Source organism: Salmonella sp. SA15303 (assembly GCF_029962125.1).
Lineage (GTDB): Bacteria > Pseudomonadota > Gammaproteobacteria > Enterobacterales > Enterobacteriaceae > Salmonella > Salmonella enterica.
Window position 1 is genome coordinate 4360431 of the sequence record NZ_CP123924.1, and the last position, 16101, is coordinate 4376531.

Below are 16101 nucleotides of genomic sequence, written 5' to 3' on the forward strand. Positions count from 1 at the left end.
GATCTTTGGCTGCACGTTATCCGCCGTTTAGCTGCCATAGAATAAATAATGACGGTAGTTTGCTACAGTCTGGCGAAAGATGGTTGATCCTGATGAAGCGTCGGGAGGACATTATGCCAGTCTGTGAATTACGCCACGCGACAACAGAGGATACCGATTCTGTTTACGCGCTTATCTGTGAGTTACTTAAAAATGAGCTTGATTATCAGGCTTTCAGGGATGGGTTCGCCGCTAATTTACTGGACCCCAACCTTCATTATCGTTTAGCGCTACGCAACGGAGAGGTAGTCGGCATGATCAGCCTGCATATGCAGTTTCATCTCCATCATGCCAACTGGATTGGCGAAATTCAGGAGCTGGTGGTATTACCGCCGATGCGGGGACAAAAAATTGGCAGTCAGCTTCTGGCCTGGGCAGAAGAAGAAGCACGTCAGGCGGGGGCGGAGCTAACGGAGCTTTCCACAAATATTAAACGCCGCGATGCACACCGTTTTTATCTTCGCGAAGGTTACAAGCAAAGTCATTTTCGGTTTACGAAAGCATTGTGATCTGGCAGCCGTCATCAGGAGATGAGGCATAACGTAATCAACCGTCACCGGGTGAAGTAGCGGAGTCATCTCAATTCTACTGTCGGCAAGCCTGGATAAAGGTTAAACGGGCTGACTCGCTTCTTTAGCAAAAATGGCCCTTTTAAGTTGTAGAAATGTAAATTTATTGTCAACGAACTACACTTTTCTCTTTGGCATCACCGGGAGGGTTGCCTGAAAATCCCGGGATGAGGTTTTCTTAGAAGGACAGTGACGTTATGTTCGCAGCAATCATTATCGGTATTTTTATTATCAGCGTCATTTATGCGCATTCACGCGGGGTGGAAAAACAAAAACTTTCCCGTCAGCTCTTTGACCACTCGACGTTTATGGCGCCGATCAATATGTTCATGACTCGCTTCTCAACGTTACCGGCAAAGCAGCCGTACTTTGATACCACGGCATTTCCAGAGCTGCAGAAGCTGACGGAAAACTGGCAGGTGATTCGTGAAGAGGCACTACGGCTTCAGCATCACATAAAAGCCGCGCAGGCCAATAACGACGCCGGATTCAATACCTTTTTCAAGCGCGGCTGGAAACGGTTTTACCTTAAATGGTATTCCGATGCCCACCCGTCGGCGGAAACGTTATGCCCGATAACGACAAAGCTGGTCAACAGCATCCCCTCTATCAAAGCGGCGATGTTCGCCGAGTTGCCTCCCGGAGCCTATCTGGGAAAACATCGCGACCCCTATGCCGGTTCAGTACGTTACCATCTTGGATTAAGCACACCGAATGACGACCGCTGTTTTATTGAAGTTGATCGACAGCGCCATAGCTGGCGCGACGGCGAAGCCGTCATCTTCGACGAAACCTACGTTCATTGGGCGGAAAATAAAACTGAGCAGACGCGTATTATCCTCTTTTGCGATATTGAGCGTCCAATGAAATGGCGCTGGGCGCAGAGCGTAAACCACTGGGTCGGCGCATCGTTGATGTCCGCCGCTAGTTCGCCAAACGACGAGAACGATCGCACCGGTGCGATTAATCGCATCTTTAAATACGTTCATGCAGCACGCGATGCCGGGCAACGGCTGAAAAAGAAAAACCGCACTCTCTATTACGCGCTGAAATATCTCGTTATTGCCGCTATTTTTGCCGCGATAATCCTTTTCAGCCTCCTCTGAAGCCGGGCCGCGGTATGAAACTGCCTGCCGCGGCCTGTTCTATCCTGGCGTTAGTCTCAACGCGTTCCCTGGCCTTGAGTCCATCCATCCGGATAATTTATTAAAAACCCCCACTTCAGGCAGAGTCGATTGCCGGATGGCGGCTCCGCCCTATCTGGCCTGCGCTCCGCGTTTCTCCCCATAATAAATGTCATGCGGTATTTTCTTTCGACACGTCAAAACTGACGATAGCCTGTTTTTCGTCAGGGTTTTGAGCAAAATTCGCCCGTAATATCAGGGAAAGCCCATACTAAAAAAGTGGCATAAAACATGCATACTGAGGGCGACAGCGCGTATGCGCGATTTGATTAACTGGAGCGAAACCGATGAAAAAAGTCGTCACGGTTTGCCCGTATTGCGCATCAGGTTGCAAAATCAATCTGGTGGTCGATAACGGCAAAATCGTCCGGGCTGAGGCGGCGCAGGGGAAAACCAACCAGGGTACCCTGTGTCTGAAGGGCTACTACGGCTGGGATTTTATTAATGATACCCAGATCCTGACCCCGCGCCTGAAAACCCCAATGATCCGTCGCCAGCGTGGCGGCAAACTGGAATCTGTTTCCTGGGATGAAGCGCTCAATTACGTCGCTGAACGTTTGAGCGCCATCAAAGCGAAGTACGGTCCGGATGCAATCCAGACAACCGGCTCCTCTCGCGGTACCGGAAATGAAACCAACTATGTAATGCAAAAATTCGCACGCGCCGTTATTGGTACCAATAACGTTGACTGCTGCGCTCGCGTCTGACACGGCCCATCGGTTGCAGGTCTGCACCAATCGGTCGGTAACGGCGCAATGAGTAATGCTATCAATGAAATTGATAACACTGATTTAGTGTTCGTCTTCGGGTATAACCCGGCGGATTCCCACCCTATCGTGGCGAATCATGTGATTAACGCTAAACGCAACGGGGCGAAAATTATCGTCTGCGATCCGCGCAAAATTGAAACCGCGCGCATTGCTGACATGCATATCGCGTTGAAAAACGGCTCGAATATCGCGCTGCTCAACGCCATGGGGCATGTCATTATTGAAGAAAACCTGTACGACAAAGCGTTTGTCGCCAGCCGTACCGAAGGTTTTGAAGAATACAGTAAGATTGTCGAAGGCTATACGCCGGAGTCCGTCGAAGAGATCACTGGCGTGAGCGCACAGGAAATTCGTCAGGCGGCGCGGATGTATGCCAGCGCGAAAAGCGCAGCGATCTTGTGGGGTATGGGCGTCACCCAGTTCTATCAGGGTGTGGAAACCGTGCGTTCACTGACCAGCCTCGCGATGCTGACCGGCAACCTCGGCAAGCCAAGCGCGGGCGTTAACCCGGTTCGCGGCCAGAACAACGTTCAGGGCGCGTGCGATATGGGCGCGCTCCCGGATACTTATCCGGGCTACCAGTACGTTAAGTTCCCGGAAAACCGCGAGAAGTTCGCTAAAGCCTGGGGCGTAGAAAGTCTGCCTGCGCATACCGGCTATCGCATCAGCGAGCTGCCGCACCGTGCGGCGCATGGCGAAGTGCGCGCGGCGTACATTATGGGTGAAGATCCGCTGCAAACCGATGCGGAACTCTCTGCAGTACGTAAAGCGTTTGAGGATCTGGAACTGGTCATCGTGCAGGATATCTTCATGACCAAAACCGCGTCGGCGGCGGATGTGATTTTACCCTCCACCTCCTGGGGCGAGCATGAAGGCGTCTTCTCTGCGGCTGACCGTGGCTTCCAGCGCTTCTTTAAAGCCGTTGAGCCGAAGTGGGACCTGAAAACCGACTGGCAGATTATCAGTGAAATCGCCACCCGGATGGGCTATCCGATGCACTACAACAACACCCAGGAGATCTGGGATGAGTTGCGTCATCTGTGCCCGGATTTCTACGGCGCCACTTACGAGAAAATGGGCGAGCTGGGCTATATCCAGTGGCCGTGCCGCGACACGTCGGATGCCGATCAGGGAACCTCGTACCTCTTTAAAGAGAAGTTCGATACCCCCAACGGTCTGGCGCAGTTCTTCACCTGCGACTGGGTAGCGCCTATCGATAAACTCACCGAAGAGTACCCGATGGTACTGTCGACGGTGCGCGAAGTCGGCCACTACTCCTGCCGCTCAATGACCGGTAACTGTGCGGCGCTGGCCGCGCTGGCCGATGAACCGGGCTATGCGCAAATCAATACCGCCGACGCCGCGCGTCTGGGCATTGAAGATGAAGCGCTGGTGTGGGTTCATTCGCGCAAAGGCAAAATCATCACCCGCGCGCAGGTCAGCGATCGCCCGAACAAAGGGGCGATTTACATGACCTACCAGTGGTGGATCGGCGCCTGTAACGAGCTGGTGACTGAAAACCTCAGCCCGATTACCAAAACGCCGGAGTACAAATACTGCGCCGTACGCGTTGAGCCGATCGCCGATCAGCGAGCCGCCGAGCAGTATGTGATTGATGAGTACAACAAGCTGAAAACCCGCCTGCGCGAAAGCGCAATGGGTTGATCTGCCGGATGGCGGCATCAGAATGCTTTATTCGGCCTGCGTCTACTGTAGGCCTGATAAGATGCATTAGCATCGCCATCAGGCATTTTTCCTATAACAGCCTCCGCCCGGAGGCTGTTTTTTTATCCATACGATCTCTTTATACTGTCTTTTCCGTACCCTAAATAAAATTCAAAATGAAACTACTTCTTGCATTGATGTTGTTTATGACATTCTTTGCCCATGCCGCAGATCCTGAGCCGGGTAGCCAGTATTTGCAGGCAGCAGAGGCAGGTGACAGACGCGCACAATATTTTCTGGCCGACAGTTGGTTGAGCTATGGCGATTTGAACAAAGCTGAATACTGGGCGCAAAAAGCCGCCGACAGTGGCGACGCCGACGCCTGCGCGCTACTGGCGCAAATCAAAATCACTAATCCGGTAAGCCTGGATTATCCCGACGCGAAAAAGCTGGCTGAAAAGGCGGCTAACGCGGGCAGTAAAGCGGGCGAAATTACGCTGGCGCGGATCCTGATCAACACCCAGGCCGGGCGTCCGGACTACCCAAAAGCCATCTCGCTGCTGCAAAAGGCCTCTGAAGATCTGGATAACGACTCCGCGGTGGATGCGCAAATGTTGCTTGGCCTGATTTACGCCAACGGCGTGGGCATTGCCGCCGATGATGAAAAAGCCGCCTGGTATTTCAAACGCAGTTCCGCCATTTCCCGTACCGGCTATTCAGAATACTGGGCGGGAATGATGTTTTTAAACGGAGAACCGGGCTTTATTGAAAAGAACAAGCAGAAGGCGTTGCACTGGTTGAATCTAAGCTGTCTGGAAGGGTTTGATACCGGTTGCGAAGAGTTCGAAACGCTAACAAATGGCTGATGTTTATTGCCGGATGAACGTAGTCGTTGTAGGCCTGATAAGCGTAGCGCCATCAGGCAACCCGGAGCAGGTTGTCGGATGGCAGCGTGAACGCCTTATCCGGCCTACATTCTCTTTCGCTGTAGGCCGGATAAGCAAAGCGCCATCCGGCAATCCGTTATTGGGCGGTCTTATCAAATTTGCCCAGCACGTCGCGCTCGTAGGCCAGCGCTTTTTTGCGGTCAAACTTGTGTTCCCACTTGGCGATCACCAGCACCGCCAGCGCATTCCCCACCACATTTAGCGCAGTACGCGCCATGTCGAGGATACGGTCGACACCGGCGATAAACGCCAGCCCTTCCAGCGGAATGCCCACGCTGCCCAGCGTCGCCAGTAACACCACGAAGGAAACGCCAGGCACGCCGGCAATCCCTTTCGACGTCACCATCAGCGTCAGCACCAGTACAATTTCCTGCCACAGCGACAGGTCGATACCGTATAGCTGCGCGATAAAAATGGCGGCGATGCTCTGGTATAACGTGGAGCCGTCGAGGTTAAATGAGTAACCGGTCGGTACCACGAAACTGGTGATAGAGGCTGGCGCGCCGTAAGCTTCCATCTTCTCGATAATGCGCGGCAGCACGCTCTCGGAGCTGGCGGTCGAGTACGCCAGAATCAATTCATCTTTCAGAATGCGAATCAGAATCCAGATACTTAACCCGCACAGGCGCGCCACAATGCCCAGCACCACCAGCGCAAAGAAGATAATGGCAAAGTGTACCAGCAGCACCAGTTTCGCCAGCGGCCACAGCGACGCGAAACCAAAATTCGCCACCGTGACGGCGATCAGCGCAAAAACGCCCACTGGCGCATAGCGCATCACCATATGGGTGACTTTAAACATGGTCTCAGAGATGGAACGAAATACCGTCACCAGCGGTTCGCGGTGCGTTGCCGGCAGGGATGACAACCCCAGCCCAAACAGGACCGAGAAAAAGATAATTGGCAGCATATCCCCTTTGGCCATCGATGCGATGATATTGGTCGGCACCAGCGACAGTATCGTCCCCATCAGCCCATGCGCATGACTTTGTACTTCCGCCGTGGTGTTCTGGTATTTCGAAATATCGACGGTCGCCAGTTGCGACATATCAATGCCTGAGCCTGGCTGAAAGACATTCGCCAGCGTAATGCCGAGGATAATCGCCACCGTAGTGATCAGTTCAAAATAGAGAATGGTTTTGGCGCCGATACGGCCTAGCTGTTTTGCATCGCCAACGCCGGCGATGCCGACAATCAGAGTCGAGATCACGATCGGCACGACGATCATTTTAATCAGATGGATAAAGATATCGCCAGCAGGCGACAGCAGGTTGGCAATCAGCCATTCACGACTGTCACTGTGATAATGCAGATAGCTGCCCAACAGAATGCCCAGCACCATAGCCAGCAAAATTTGCCAGGCCAGGCTGACTTTCAAATTTTTCATAACAACAGACTTCCTCGATGAAGCGTTGCTCTCCGCCGAAAGCATGAGAGCAATACATACTGAAAGGGTATGATTTGTGTTGCGTTGGTTTGTAGAGTTTTTTAACGCGCATAATCAGTATCATTTGCATAGCGTCTTGCGCAACCCTTTCATAACAGGGCTTTTGGCTGTTTTTATGCATAATAACGCGAGTTTATGGCGTTAATGATGAATAACTATTTGTTATGGAAAGTTTTTTACTTCGTCAAAAACGAATAATACACTGAGGTAATTAATTTTTACTTGTGTCTCATTCGCCGTTTTTTTAAACAGCACACATGACAAAAGTCACAAAAAAGAAAAAATTATTTCTGCCGATTTTGTAACAATTTAGCCAAATTAATGGCCTCTACCAGCTGCGCGCGGTTCACTCGCGGCGAGTTGGCATCCAGTAAGGTTTGCCACAGCGACACGGCTTGCGCATAATCCGCCTGCATAAACGCATCCGCCGCCAGCAGCATCTGCGCGGTCACTTCTGTCGCATCCAGCGCTAACGCTTTATTAATCATTTCACGCGTCGCAGGCGTCATATGTTGCCCGGCCTGGTAATACAGCACCGTTGCCAGCGCGGCGAAAAGCTGCGCGTTATCGCCTCGCAGACGCAACGCCTGACGATATGCCAGCAGCGCATTGTCATACGCATTGCGATAGAGATAATACTCGCCCAGCCGCGCCCATTGCTCGCTATCCTGCGGATTGGCGCGGATTTTTTCTTGCAGCCTGGAAAGCTGCGCCTCTGGCGTTTGCGGGTTCGTAAAGTCACGTAGCGGATCGGCCAGACGCTGTTGCTCGCTACGCACAGCCTGCCATTTCGGCGTCAACAGATAGCCGCCGACACAGGCAGCCACCATCAACACCGCCGCAGCCGCCAGACGCTTTACGGGCATGGGACGTAACGGCACAGTGGAGTGTTCAGACTGGCTCATTGTTCCCCCTCTCCTGCGTGCTGACGCTTTCTCACCCGCCAGGCCACCACGCCCACCAGCAATAACAGCAGGTACGGCAGCGCCCACAACAGCAGCGTTTGCTCATTCAACGGCGGGTTGTAGCGTACGAAATCACCATAACGGTCGGTCATCCAGGCGGTGATTTCCGCTTCGCTTTTACCTTCGGCCACCATGCTGTAAACCTGATGGCGCATACTGACCGCCACGGGCGCATTGGATTCCAGCAAATTCTGGTTCTGACACTGCGGACAGCGCAGTTGACTGGCAATAGACAGCGCTTTCTCCTGCTGCTGCGGGTTGGCAAACGTCCATGTGTCCACCACCTGGGCATGGGTGGCAAAAGGCAGAAAAATCAGTAAAGCCAAAAGTAACATCGTTTTGCCGGATGGCGGCGTGAACGCCTTATCCGGCCTACCATGCTTTTCACTCGTAGGCCTGATAAGCGCAGCGCCATCAGGCAATAACTCAGGATGCTTCCTCCCCCGCCATCCGCTCAGCAGCGCTCCACACACCATCAACAATCCCCCACCCCAGATCCAGCGCACGCCGGTCTGCACGTATAAGCGCATGGCGTAACGATCCGGTCCGGTTTTTTCGCCCATCACCGCGTACCAGTCATGTAGCAGGTTCCAGTGAATCCCCGGCTCCATCATCTGTTGACGACGCGCGGCATAGAAGCGCCTTTCAGGCTGCAGGCTGCCAATGCGTTTTTCATTCCGCCACAACGTGATCCGCGCTTTTTCACTGGTGTAGTTGCCTTTGGCTTCCAGATCCAGACGCTCGAAACGAAAGGTATAGCCCGCCAGTACCACCTGCTGACCGGGGCTGAGGTTAAGGCTGATTTCATGCCGACTGCCGCTGGAAACCATGATCCCGGCGGCGAAGATAAATACGCCCGTATGCGCCAGCAATGCCGGAAGCTGACAACGCACAGAGACTTTGCGGCTTCTGATTGTCGCCAGCACGATAACTACCAGCATCAGCAGGCCAAACGGCAGCGTGACGCGATTAAAATAGGGCGCGCCCACCGAAAGCCTTCCCCAGCCCATCAAACCATAAATCATGGGGTAGAGCGTCCCGACCAGCACGATCAACAAGACGGCGCTAAAGAGCAGCAGCGTCGTCAGAATGAGCGTTTCGCACTTTCCGCCGCCCAAACGCGTCGCCGGATACGGCTCCCGTGCCCGCCAGCCGTACAGAGCAAGCGATGCCAGACTTAACGCGGCAAAAAGGATAAACAGCGGCACCGCGCGCACGTTATCCAGCGCAAAAGCATGGACGGAGAGCAGAATGCCGGAACGCACAATCAGCGTTCCCAGCAACGAGAGGATCAGCGTCAGTATCGCCAGCAGCAACGACCAGTGGCGGAAGCTCCCGCGCTGGCGGCTGACATACAGACTGTGCAGCAACGCGCTGGCGGCAAGCCACGGCAACAACGAGGCATTTTCCACCGGGTCCCAGAACCACCAGCCGCCCCAGCCCAGTTCGCAATATGCCCACCACGATCCGAGAATGATCCCCAGCGTCAGAGCGCACCAACCCGGTAACGCCCAGCGCCAGCAAACCCAGGCGGTTGTGGCGTTAAAGCCGCCGCACAGTAGCGAAGCCAGCGCTACGCTCGCCGCGGTCATCAGGCCGCCATAACCCAGATAGAGCAGCGGCGGATGTAAGATCAGCCCCAGATGTTGCAGCATGGGATTAAGGTCGCGCCCTTCCATGGCGGGAGGGAAAATACGCAGGAACGGATCGGACCACAGCACAATAAATAGCAGCAGCGAGGCCATAATGAAGGACAAGATGCTCAGGGTCAGCGGAAAAAGCGCGTCAGATTCATGCCGGGAGCGCCAGGCGAATAGCGCCGTCCACCCCGAAAGAAGCAGCGCCCACAGCAGGAGCGAACCTTCATGACCGCCCCATACCGCCGCCAGTTTCAGTCCCCATGACAACTGACTATGGCTATGCTGCGCAACATAAACGACCGAAAAATCGCTGGTCAGAAAACAGCTAACCAGAATCGCAAACGCCAGTAGCAGCAGCGTGAACGCCGTCCACGCGCCGCAGGTCGTCAGGCGCATGACGCCGCGCCAGTGCTGCCCCATCCCGCACCACGTCGCCAGCGGGGTCAGCACGTTGACCCCGAGACTCAACAACAGCGCCAGAAATCCGGCTTCAGGAAGGAAGATGTCCAGATTATGCAACCGTTAGCTGTCCCGCATAAAGAATGAAAAAGCGCAGCAGCAGCACGCCGGTCAAACTGGCGCCGCAAACGGCCAGCACGCCGTGAAACGTGACGCTACGGTTTGCCCAGGGCTTCAGCAGCAGCGGGATAATCAATCCCAGCCCTACGACGCCAAGCCAGAACCACCAGCTCCAGAATCCGCCGCCCAGCGCCGCCGCCAGCGCGCGCATTTTGCCGTCATCGCCCAGCGCCAGCCCGATAAAAAAGGCCGCCAGCAGGAAGATCTCCAGCCATACCACTGGGGTTTCAATGCGATGTACAAAGCGCGCCTCGGTGCTGTGCGGGTTGCTACGATGGCGTAACGCCATAGCGATCAGCGCCACCGCCGCGCCGGAGGAGATGCCGGAGAACAGAAACAGCGCCGGCAGGATCGGGTTATTCAGGAACGGATAGGATTTCAGCGCCGACAGCAGAAAGCCGGTGTACGCCCCGAGCAGAACCGCCAGTACCAGCATTAACGTCTCCAGCGCGCGATGAAACGGCGCGATCAGCGTCAGCACTTTCTGCACGATCCCTGACCGCGGCAGCCAACGCTGTTGCAGGGCAATCACCTCTTTTTCAAAGATTTTCGCCAGCCACAGCACCAGCACTACCATGTACAACTGGAACAGCATCACCCCCATCGACATCACCGAGGTAAAGCTGTAGTGGAACATCAGCTTCCAGAAGGTCCACGGGCGCGTCAGGTGAAAGACCAGAATCAGCAGACCAAGAATAATCGCCCCCGGCCCTAACACCAGCGTAGTGCGCAGCAGCGTACTGTCCGAACCGCCCGCCTCCGGATGGAAGCGGCGCAGCAGAATCGCCAACGTAACCAGTCCGGCGGAGATGCCAATCAGAAACAGATAGATGGCGATGGGCCAGTCCCACACCAGTGATGCAAAATGAAATGCAGAAGCGGATGTCATTGGCTCACCTCCCCATAGTTAAAGGGAACGCGGTAGACCTTCGGTTTTGTGCCCAGCGCCAGCTTGTAACGATAGGTGGTTTTCTGCCGCAACAAACGGGAAATATCGCTGTTGGGATCGTCCAGATTACCAAACGTCAGCGCCTTCGTCGGGCATGACTCAACGCAGGCGGGCTGTTTGCCCGCTTTCAGGTTGGTTTTCCGGCAGAAATCGCATTTATCCGCCGTCTTACTGACCGGATGGATAAAGCGCACGCGGTAGGGACACGCGGCAATGCAGTACTGGCAGCCGACGCAAAGGTCCGGATTCACGTCGACAATACCGCTGGCGGCATCGCGGAATGATGCCCCCGTCGGGCAGACGTCAACGCAGGGGGCATGGTCGCAATGCTGGCACGAGTGGCGGAAGAAGCGATACTTCACATCAGGAAACGTCCCCTGCGGCTCGCTGCGAATAATCGTCAGGCGCGATACGCCTTCCGGCACGGTGTTGACTTCCCGACAGGCATCCATGCAGGCCGTGCAGCCGATGCATAATGACTCATCGTGTACCATGCCATAACGCACGCCATTAATATTCAACGTGTTCGCTACAACGCGTCCTGCCATCCCACTGACCGCCGCCAGCGCGCCGACGCGGGTAATAAATTGACGTCGGGTGCAACTCATGGCTGCTCCTTAAGCAACGGAACGGACGCCGGATTAAAGTGCGGGTTAGTACGCTGATCGCTGTGGCAATCCACGCATATTTTGATCCGCCCTTTCTCGCTTAGCGTCTGCATCGTGTCTTGCTGCGGATGCAGGGAATGGCAACTGGCGCAGGTCACTTTAGTAACATGAACATCGTGCGGCCAGAACGCTTTTTGCAGTTGTTCAGGCAAGTGGCAGGACATACAGACGCTGTTCTGCTGCTCTACCGTATACATCGGGTCGTTAAAACGCATCACATCTTTCACCCCTTCACGGTGGTGAAGCGACGGTTGACCGTGGCAGTTGGTACAGGTTATCGGCAATTTATTGTTCGGGTTGATAGCGCCCGTATGTTTACCGTGCATACCTTCGGTGTCCGGCTTGTGACAGTCCAGACAGGCAGCATCCGGATTACGCTGCTGGGTGACCGTCCAGCGTTGATCCGACTCCTGCGGCGTTGGCGTGGCAGTAATTCCACTCAGGCTCCAGAACAGGCCTGACGCCAGCACCCCAGCAGTTAATAACGAACGTAATACGCTCATATTCACTCCATTACATAATGCCTGATGGCGCGCAGCTTTAAGGCCTACAAGACTTCTGTAGGCCGGATAAAGCGCTTGCGCTGTCATCCGGCAAATTTGTCACATGTGAGGTTATTGGCTTAACAGACCGTTTTTACGCGCCTGATCTTCCCACTGCGGTACGACCGTTTTCAGGAAGTCCTGCTTCTCCGCGTTGATTTGTTGCATATTCAAACCAATCGCTTTCTGCGCCTTCTCTTTCGTCGAAATATCCGGCAGCGGAATTTCATGGGTAATGCCTTTGGTCGCCAGCAGTCGCGCCAGTTTAGTACGGGCATCCGCGGCTTTATCCATCGCACTGCCTAACATCCGTAGACCTTCTTCCGGGGCATGCATATGAATACCGTGTGACGCAATCGCCAGATCCCAACGCCACTGCGCGTGGCGAATATCGTTCAGAATCGGTTTCATTTCCGCGTCTGTCGCCCCCGCATCCCATGCGGCTTTCGCTTCGAAGTGCGCATGTACCAGCTGATCTTCAACCTTGATTTTCAGGTCATGAATCGCCTGTTTACGCTCGGCGACCACTTTTTGCAGGGACGCTTTGTCCTGGGTGTGGCAGTTGGCGCAGGTTTGCGCGAAATTGTCGAACGGGTTGCCGATTTTATGGTCGGTGTAGAGCTTGCCTTCGGCGTTCTGTACTTTCGGCATGTGGCAGTCGATACAGGTCACGTTGTTCTTACCGTGAATGCCCGCGCTCCAGGTTTCATATTCCGGGTGCTGCGCTTTGAGCATCGGGGTTTTCGACAGAGAGTTAGTCCAGTCAGAGAAGGCGATAGTGTCGTAGTATTGCTCCATATTTTCGACCTTCATGCCCTCATCCCACGGGAACTTAACGGCTTTGTTTTTACCGTCAAAGTAGTACTCCACGTGGCACTGACCGCAGACCATCGATTGCTGATCAAATCGTCCCGCTTTATCAAACGGTTTGCCGATAGCCTCCATCGCCCGTTCGGCATAGGGGCGCGACAACGTTAACGCTGGCTTCCCCTGGGCGAAATCGTCCGACGCGGTGTTATGACAGTCGGCACAGCCCAAATCGTTGACAATTTCCGGGCCGCCGCGCGCCCATTTGCCATGGAAGTAGCCGTCTTCGCCTTCTTGTTGGATAAGGCGCGCGACATCGGGGCTTTTACAACTCCAGCAGGCCATCGGCAGCGGGCCGTCTTCCGCCGTTTTTGGCGCGCCGGTACGCAGCGTTTCGCGCACGTCAGTTACCGCATACGCGTGGCCGCGTGGTTTGTTGTAATCACGGGAGAAGGGATAGCCCGCCCACAGGATCACCAGACGAGGGTCTTCCGCCAGCGCATCTTCACGGGCAGACTGTTCTGACGTCGCTTTCCATGACTGATATTGGTCGGGGTGTTGAGGCGCGAACATTTCATTTTTCGCTTCAACAGTAACGGTTTTTGCGGATTCAGGCGTTTGCTCAGCGTAAACAGAGGTAATGAAGAAAAAAGGAAATATAAGGCTGAAGAAACGGCGTGCGCGTAGTGTTTTCCTTGCCATAGAGGTCTCATCCAGATTGCGCCATTATCTTTAATGGCGATTTTTTATCGTTTTCCATAACAGCAACCGCACAAATACTGTTATTACATTGATCTCCTCTATGTGTAACAAATAACCACACTTAAAATGTTGTCTTTAATCAATTGTAAGTGTATGTAAAATACCACTTTAGAGTTAGTAACCTGGACAAAACTCCCTCTCTTTTCTGATTTCCGGACACGGATCACTTTTTTAAAAAATTTCATATAACGTCATGTTATCCCGAAAATTTATCTAATTTTGCGGGACACAATCAAAAAATAGATTGCTGCTTATTTGCACAGTTCCCTTTTTGCGTGATCTGTCGCCCAAATACTAAACAAAACTTATTAAGACCCTACATTTAACGTTTATGCGACATATTATTAACATCCCACAAGGAGAACAACAGCATGAGCCAAACACATAAACACGCCATTCCCGCCAACATTGCGGATCGTTGCCTGATAAATCCAGAGCAGTATGAGACTAAATATAAACAGTCTATTAACGACCCCGATACGTTTTGGGGCGAACAGGGAAAAATTCTCGATTGGATCACGCCGTACCAAAAAGTGAAAAACACCTCCTTTGCGCCAGGCAATGTGTCGATTAAATGGTACGAGGACGGCACGCTGAATCTGGCGGCGAACTGTCTTGACCGCCATTTGCAGGAAAATGGCGATCGCACCGCCATTATCTGGGAAGGCGATGACACGTCGCAGAGTAAACATATCTCTTATCGCGAACTGCATCGCGATGTCTGCCGTTTCGCGAATACGCTGCTGGATCTGGGCATTAAAAAAGGCGATGTGGTAGCGATTTATATGCCGATGGTGCCGGAAGCGGCGGTGGCAATGTTGGCCTGCGCCCGCATCGGTGCGGTGCATTCGGTGATCTTCGGGGGCTTCTCGCCGGAAGCCGTCGCCGGACGCATTATCGACTCCAGCTCGCGGCTGGTGATCACCGCTGACGAAGGTGTACGTGCCGGACGCAGTATCCCGCTGAAAAAGAATGTCGATGACGCGCTGAAAAACCCGAATGTCACTAGCGTTGAGCATGTGATCGTCCTGAAGCGCACCGGCAGCGACATTGACTGGCAAGAAGGCCGCGACCTGTGGTGGCGCGATTTGATTGAAAAAGCCAGCCCTGAGCACCAGCCTGAAGCGATGAATGCCGAAGATCCGCTGTTTATCCTTTATACCTCCGGCTCCACCGGCAAGCCGAAAGGCGTGCTGCACACCACCGGCGGCTATCTGGTCTACGCCGCGACCACCTTTAAGTATGTCTTTGATTATCACCCTGGCGATATTTACTGGTGTACCGCCGATGTGGGTTGGGTGACGGGGCACAGCTATCTGTTGTATGGCCCGCTGGCCTGCGGCGCGACCACCTTAATGTTTGAAGGCGTGCCGAATTGGCCAACGCCCGCTCGCATGTGCCAGGTGGTCGACAAACACCAGGTCAACATTCTCTATACCGCCCCGACGGCCATCCGCGCGCTGATGGCGGAAGGCGATAAAGCCATTGAAGGCACCGACCGTTCTTCACTGCGCATTCTGGGTTCCGTCGGCGAGCCGATCAATCCCGAAGCGTGGGAATGGTACTGGAAGAAGATCGGCAAGGAAAAATGTCCGGTCGTCGACACCTGGTGGCAGACTGAAACAGGCGGTTTTATGATCACGCCGCTACCAGGCGCTATCGAACTGAAAGCCGGTTCCGCCACCCGTCCTTTCTTTGGCGTACAGCCTGCGCTGGTGGATAACGAAGGCCATCCGCAAGAAGGCGCGACGGAAGGCAATCTGGTCATCACCGATTCCTGGCCGGGCCAGGCGCGCACTCTGTTCGGCGATCATGAACGTTTTGAGCAGACCTATTTCTCTACCTTTAAGAATATGTATTTCAGCGGCGACGGCGCGCGTCGCGATGAGGACGGCTATTACTGGATCACCGGTCGCGTGGACGACGTGTTAAACGTCTCCGGCCACCGTCTGGGTACGGCGGAAATCGAGTCAGCGCTGGTGGCGCATCCGAAGATCGCCGAAGCGGCGGTGGTGGGTATTCCACACGCTATCAAAGGCCAGGCGATTTACGCTTATGTGACGCTCAACCACGGCGAGGAGCCGTCGCCAGAACTGTACGCGGAGGTGCGCAACTGGGTACGTAAAGAGATTGGCCCACTGGCGACGCCGGACGTGCTGCACTGGACCGACTCACTGCCAAAAACCCGTTCCGGCAAAATTATGCGCCGCATTTTGCGCAAAATCGCGGCGGGCGATACCAGCAATCTGGGCGATACCTCGACTCTCGCCGATCCTGGCGTGGTGGAGAAACTGCTCGAAGAGAAGCAGGCCATCGCGATGCCGTCATAACCATAAATGCCGGATGGCAACGCGAACGCGTTTTATCCGGCCTACGACCCTACCCCTGCCCTCTCTCAAACCGGGAGAGGGAAATATAAAAAACCCTCCCCCAAAGGATTTCGTGTTACAGGAAGGCGGCAAGCGAGCACACCCTCAGCAGCATAGTTCAAGTTCACTATGTGGCTGGGGCGCGCGAGTGCGGCCAACGCGCCTGTAGCGCGAAAGACGCAGGGGGACCTCTGGAGAG

At 54.3% G+C, this 16101-nt stretch carries 12 protein-coding genes; 5 read left to right on the forward strand and 7 right to left on the reverse strand.

The window, feature by feature from the left end; all coding sequences use genetic code 11:
• The first annotated feature begins 113 nt into the window (after window positions 1-113).
• The 4 genes from phnO (at window position 114) to yjcO (ending at window position 5093) form a co-directional block, all read left to right on the forward strand.
• Window positions 114-548, forward strand: coding sequence for an aminoalkylphosphonate N-acetyltransferase (gene phnO, locus QEN31_RS21410; protein WP_001673662.1), 435 nt, complete (start codon window positions 114-116; stop codon window positions 546-548).
• Between the two features lie 257 nt (window positions 549-805).
• Window positions 806-1714 (forward strand): lipid A hydroxylase LpxO, encoded by a 909-nt coding sequence (gene lpxO, locus QEN31_RS21415; protein ID WP_000457029.1) that lies wholly within the window; start codon window positions 806-808, stop codon window positions 1712-1714.
• A 365-nt stretch (window positions 1715-2079) separates the two neighbouring features.
• Window positions 2080-4227, forward strand: coding sequence for a formate dehydrogenase H subunit alpha, selenocysteine-containing (locus QEN31_RS21420; RefSeq protein ID WP_011233236.1), 2148 nt, complete (start codon window positions 2080-2082; stop codon window positions 4225-4227).
• A gap of 176 nt (window positions 4228-4403) precedes the next feature.
• Window positions 4404-5093: a Sel1 family TPR-like repeat protein YjcO gene (gene yjcO, locus QEN31_RS21425; RefSeq protein ID WP_000771451.1), complete on the forward strand. Its 690-nt coding sequence runs from the start codon at window positions 4404-4406 to the stop codon at window positions 5091-5093.
• A gap of 157 nt (window positions 5094-5250) precedes the next feature.
• Here the strand turns inward: yjcO and gltP are convergent, their stop codons facing one another.
• From gltP to nrfA, 7 genes are all read right to left on the reverse strand, one after another.
• Window positions 5251-6561 carry a glutamate/aspartate:proton symporter GltP gene (gene gltP / locus QEN31_RS21430; RefSeq protein ID WP_000793278.1) on the reverse strand — a complete coding sequence of 437 codons (1311 nt, stop codon included), beginning with the start codon at window positions 6559-6561 and terminating at the stop codon, window positions 5251-5253.
• A 344-nt stretch (window positions 6562-6905) separates the two neighbouring features.
• A complete protein-coding gene (gene nrfG, locus QEN31_RS21435; protein WP_000083243.1) occupies window positions 6906-7526 on the reverse strand; it encodes a heme lyase NrfEFG subunit NrfG in 621 nt (206 codons plus the stop codon).
• On the reverse strand, window positions 7523-9745 hold the full coding sequence (gene nrfEF, locus QEN31_RS21440) for a heme lyase NrfEFG subunit NrfEF (RefSeq protein WP_000551709.1): 2223 nt from the start codon (window positions 9743-9745) through the stop codon (window positions 7523-7525). The genes nrfG and nrfEF overlap by 4 nt, the downstream gene beginning before the upstream one ends.
• Complete coding sequence (gene nrfD / locus QEN31_RS21445) at window positions 9738-10694, reverse strand: cytochrome c nitrite reductase subunit NrfD (protein WP_000199637.1); 957 nt, start codon at window positions 10692-10694, stop codon at window positions 9738-9740. The genes nrfEF and nrfD overlap by 8 nt, the downstream gene beginning before the upstream one ends.
• On the reverse strand, window positions 10691-11362 hold the full coding sequence (gene nrfC / locus QEN31_RS21450) for a cytochrome c nitrite reductase Fe-S protein (RefSeq protein ID WP_001278030.1): 672 nt from the start codon (window positions 11360-11362) through the stop codon (window positions 10691-10693). The genes nrfD and nrfC overlap by 4 nt, the downstream gene beginning before the upstream one ends.
• Complete coding sequence (gene nrfB / locus QEN31_RS21455) at window positions 11359-11925, reverse strand: cytochrome c nitrite reductase pentaheme subunit (RefSeq protein WP_000115065.1); 567 nt, start codon at window positions 11923-11925, stop codon at window positions 11359-11361. The genes nrfC and nrfB overlap by 4 nt, the downstream gene beginning before the upstream one ends.
• Before the next feature lie 111 nt (window positions 11926-12036).
• Window positions 12037-13473: an ammonia-forming nitrite reductase cytochrome c552 subunit gene (gene nrfA / locus QEN31_RS21460; RefSeq protein WP_000101771.1), complete on the reverse strand. Its 1437-nt coding sequence runs from the start codon at window positions 13471-13473 to the stop codon at window positions 12037-12039.
• A 431-nt stretch (window positions 13474-13904) separates the two neighbouring features.
• On the opposite strand from nrfA, the gene acs reads away from it, so the two are divergent.
• Complete coding sequence (gene acs / locus QEN31_RS21465; RefSeq protein WP_000083882.1) at window positions 13905-15863, forward strand: acetate--CoA ligase; 1959 nt, start codon at window positions 13905-13907, stop codon at window positions 15861-15863.
• Window positions 15864-16101 lie beyond the last annotated feature (238 nt).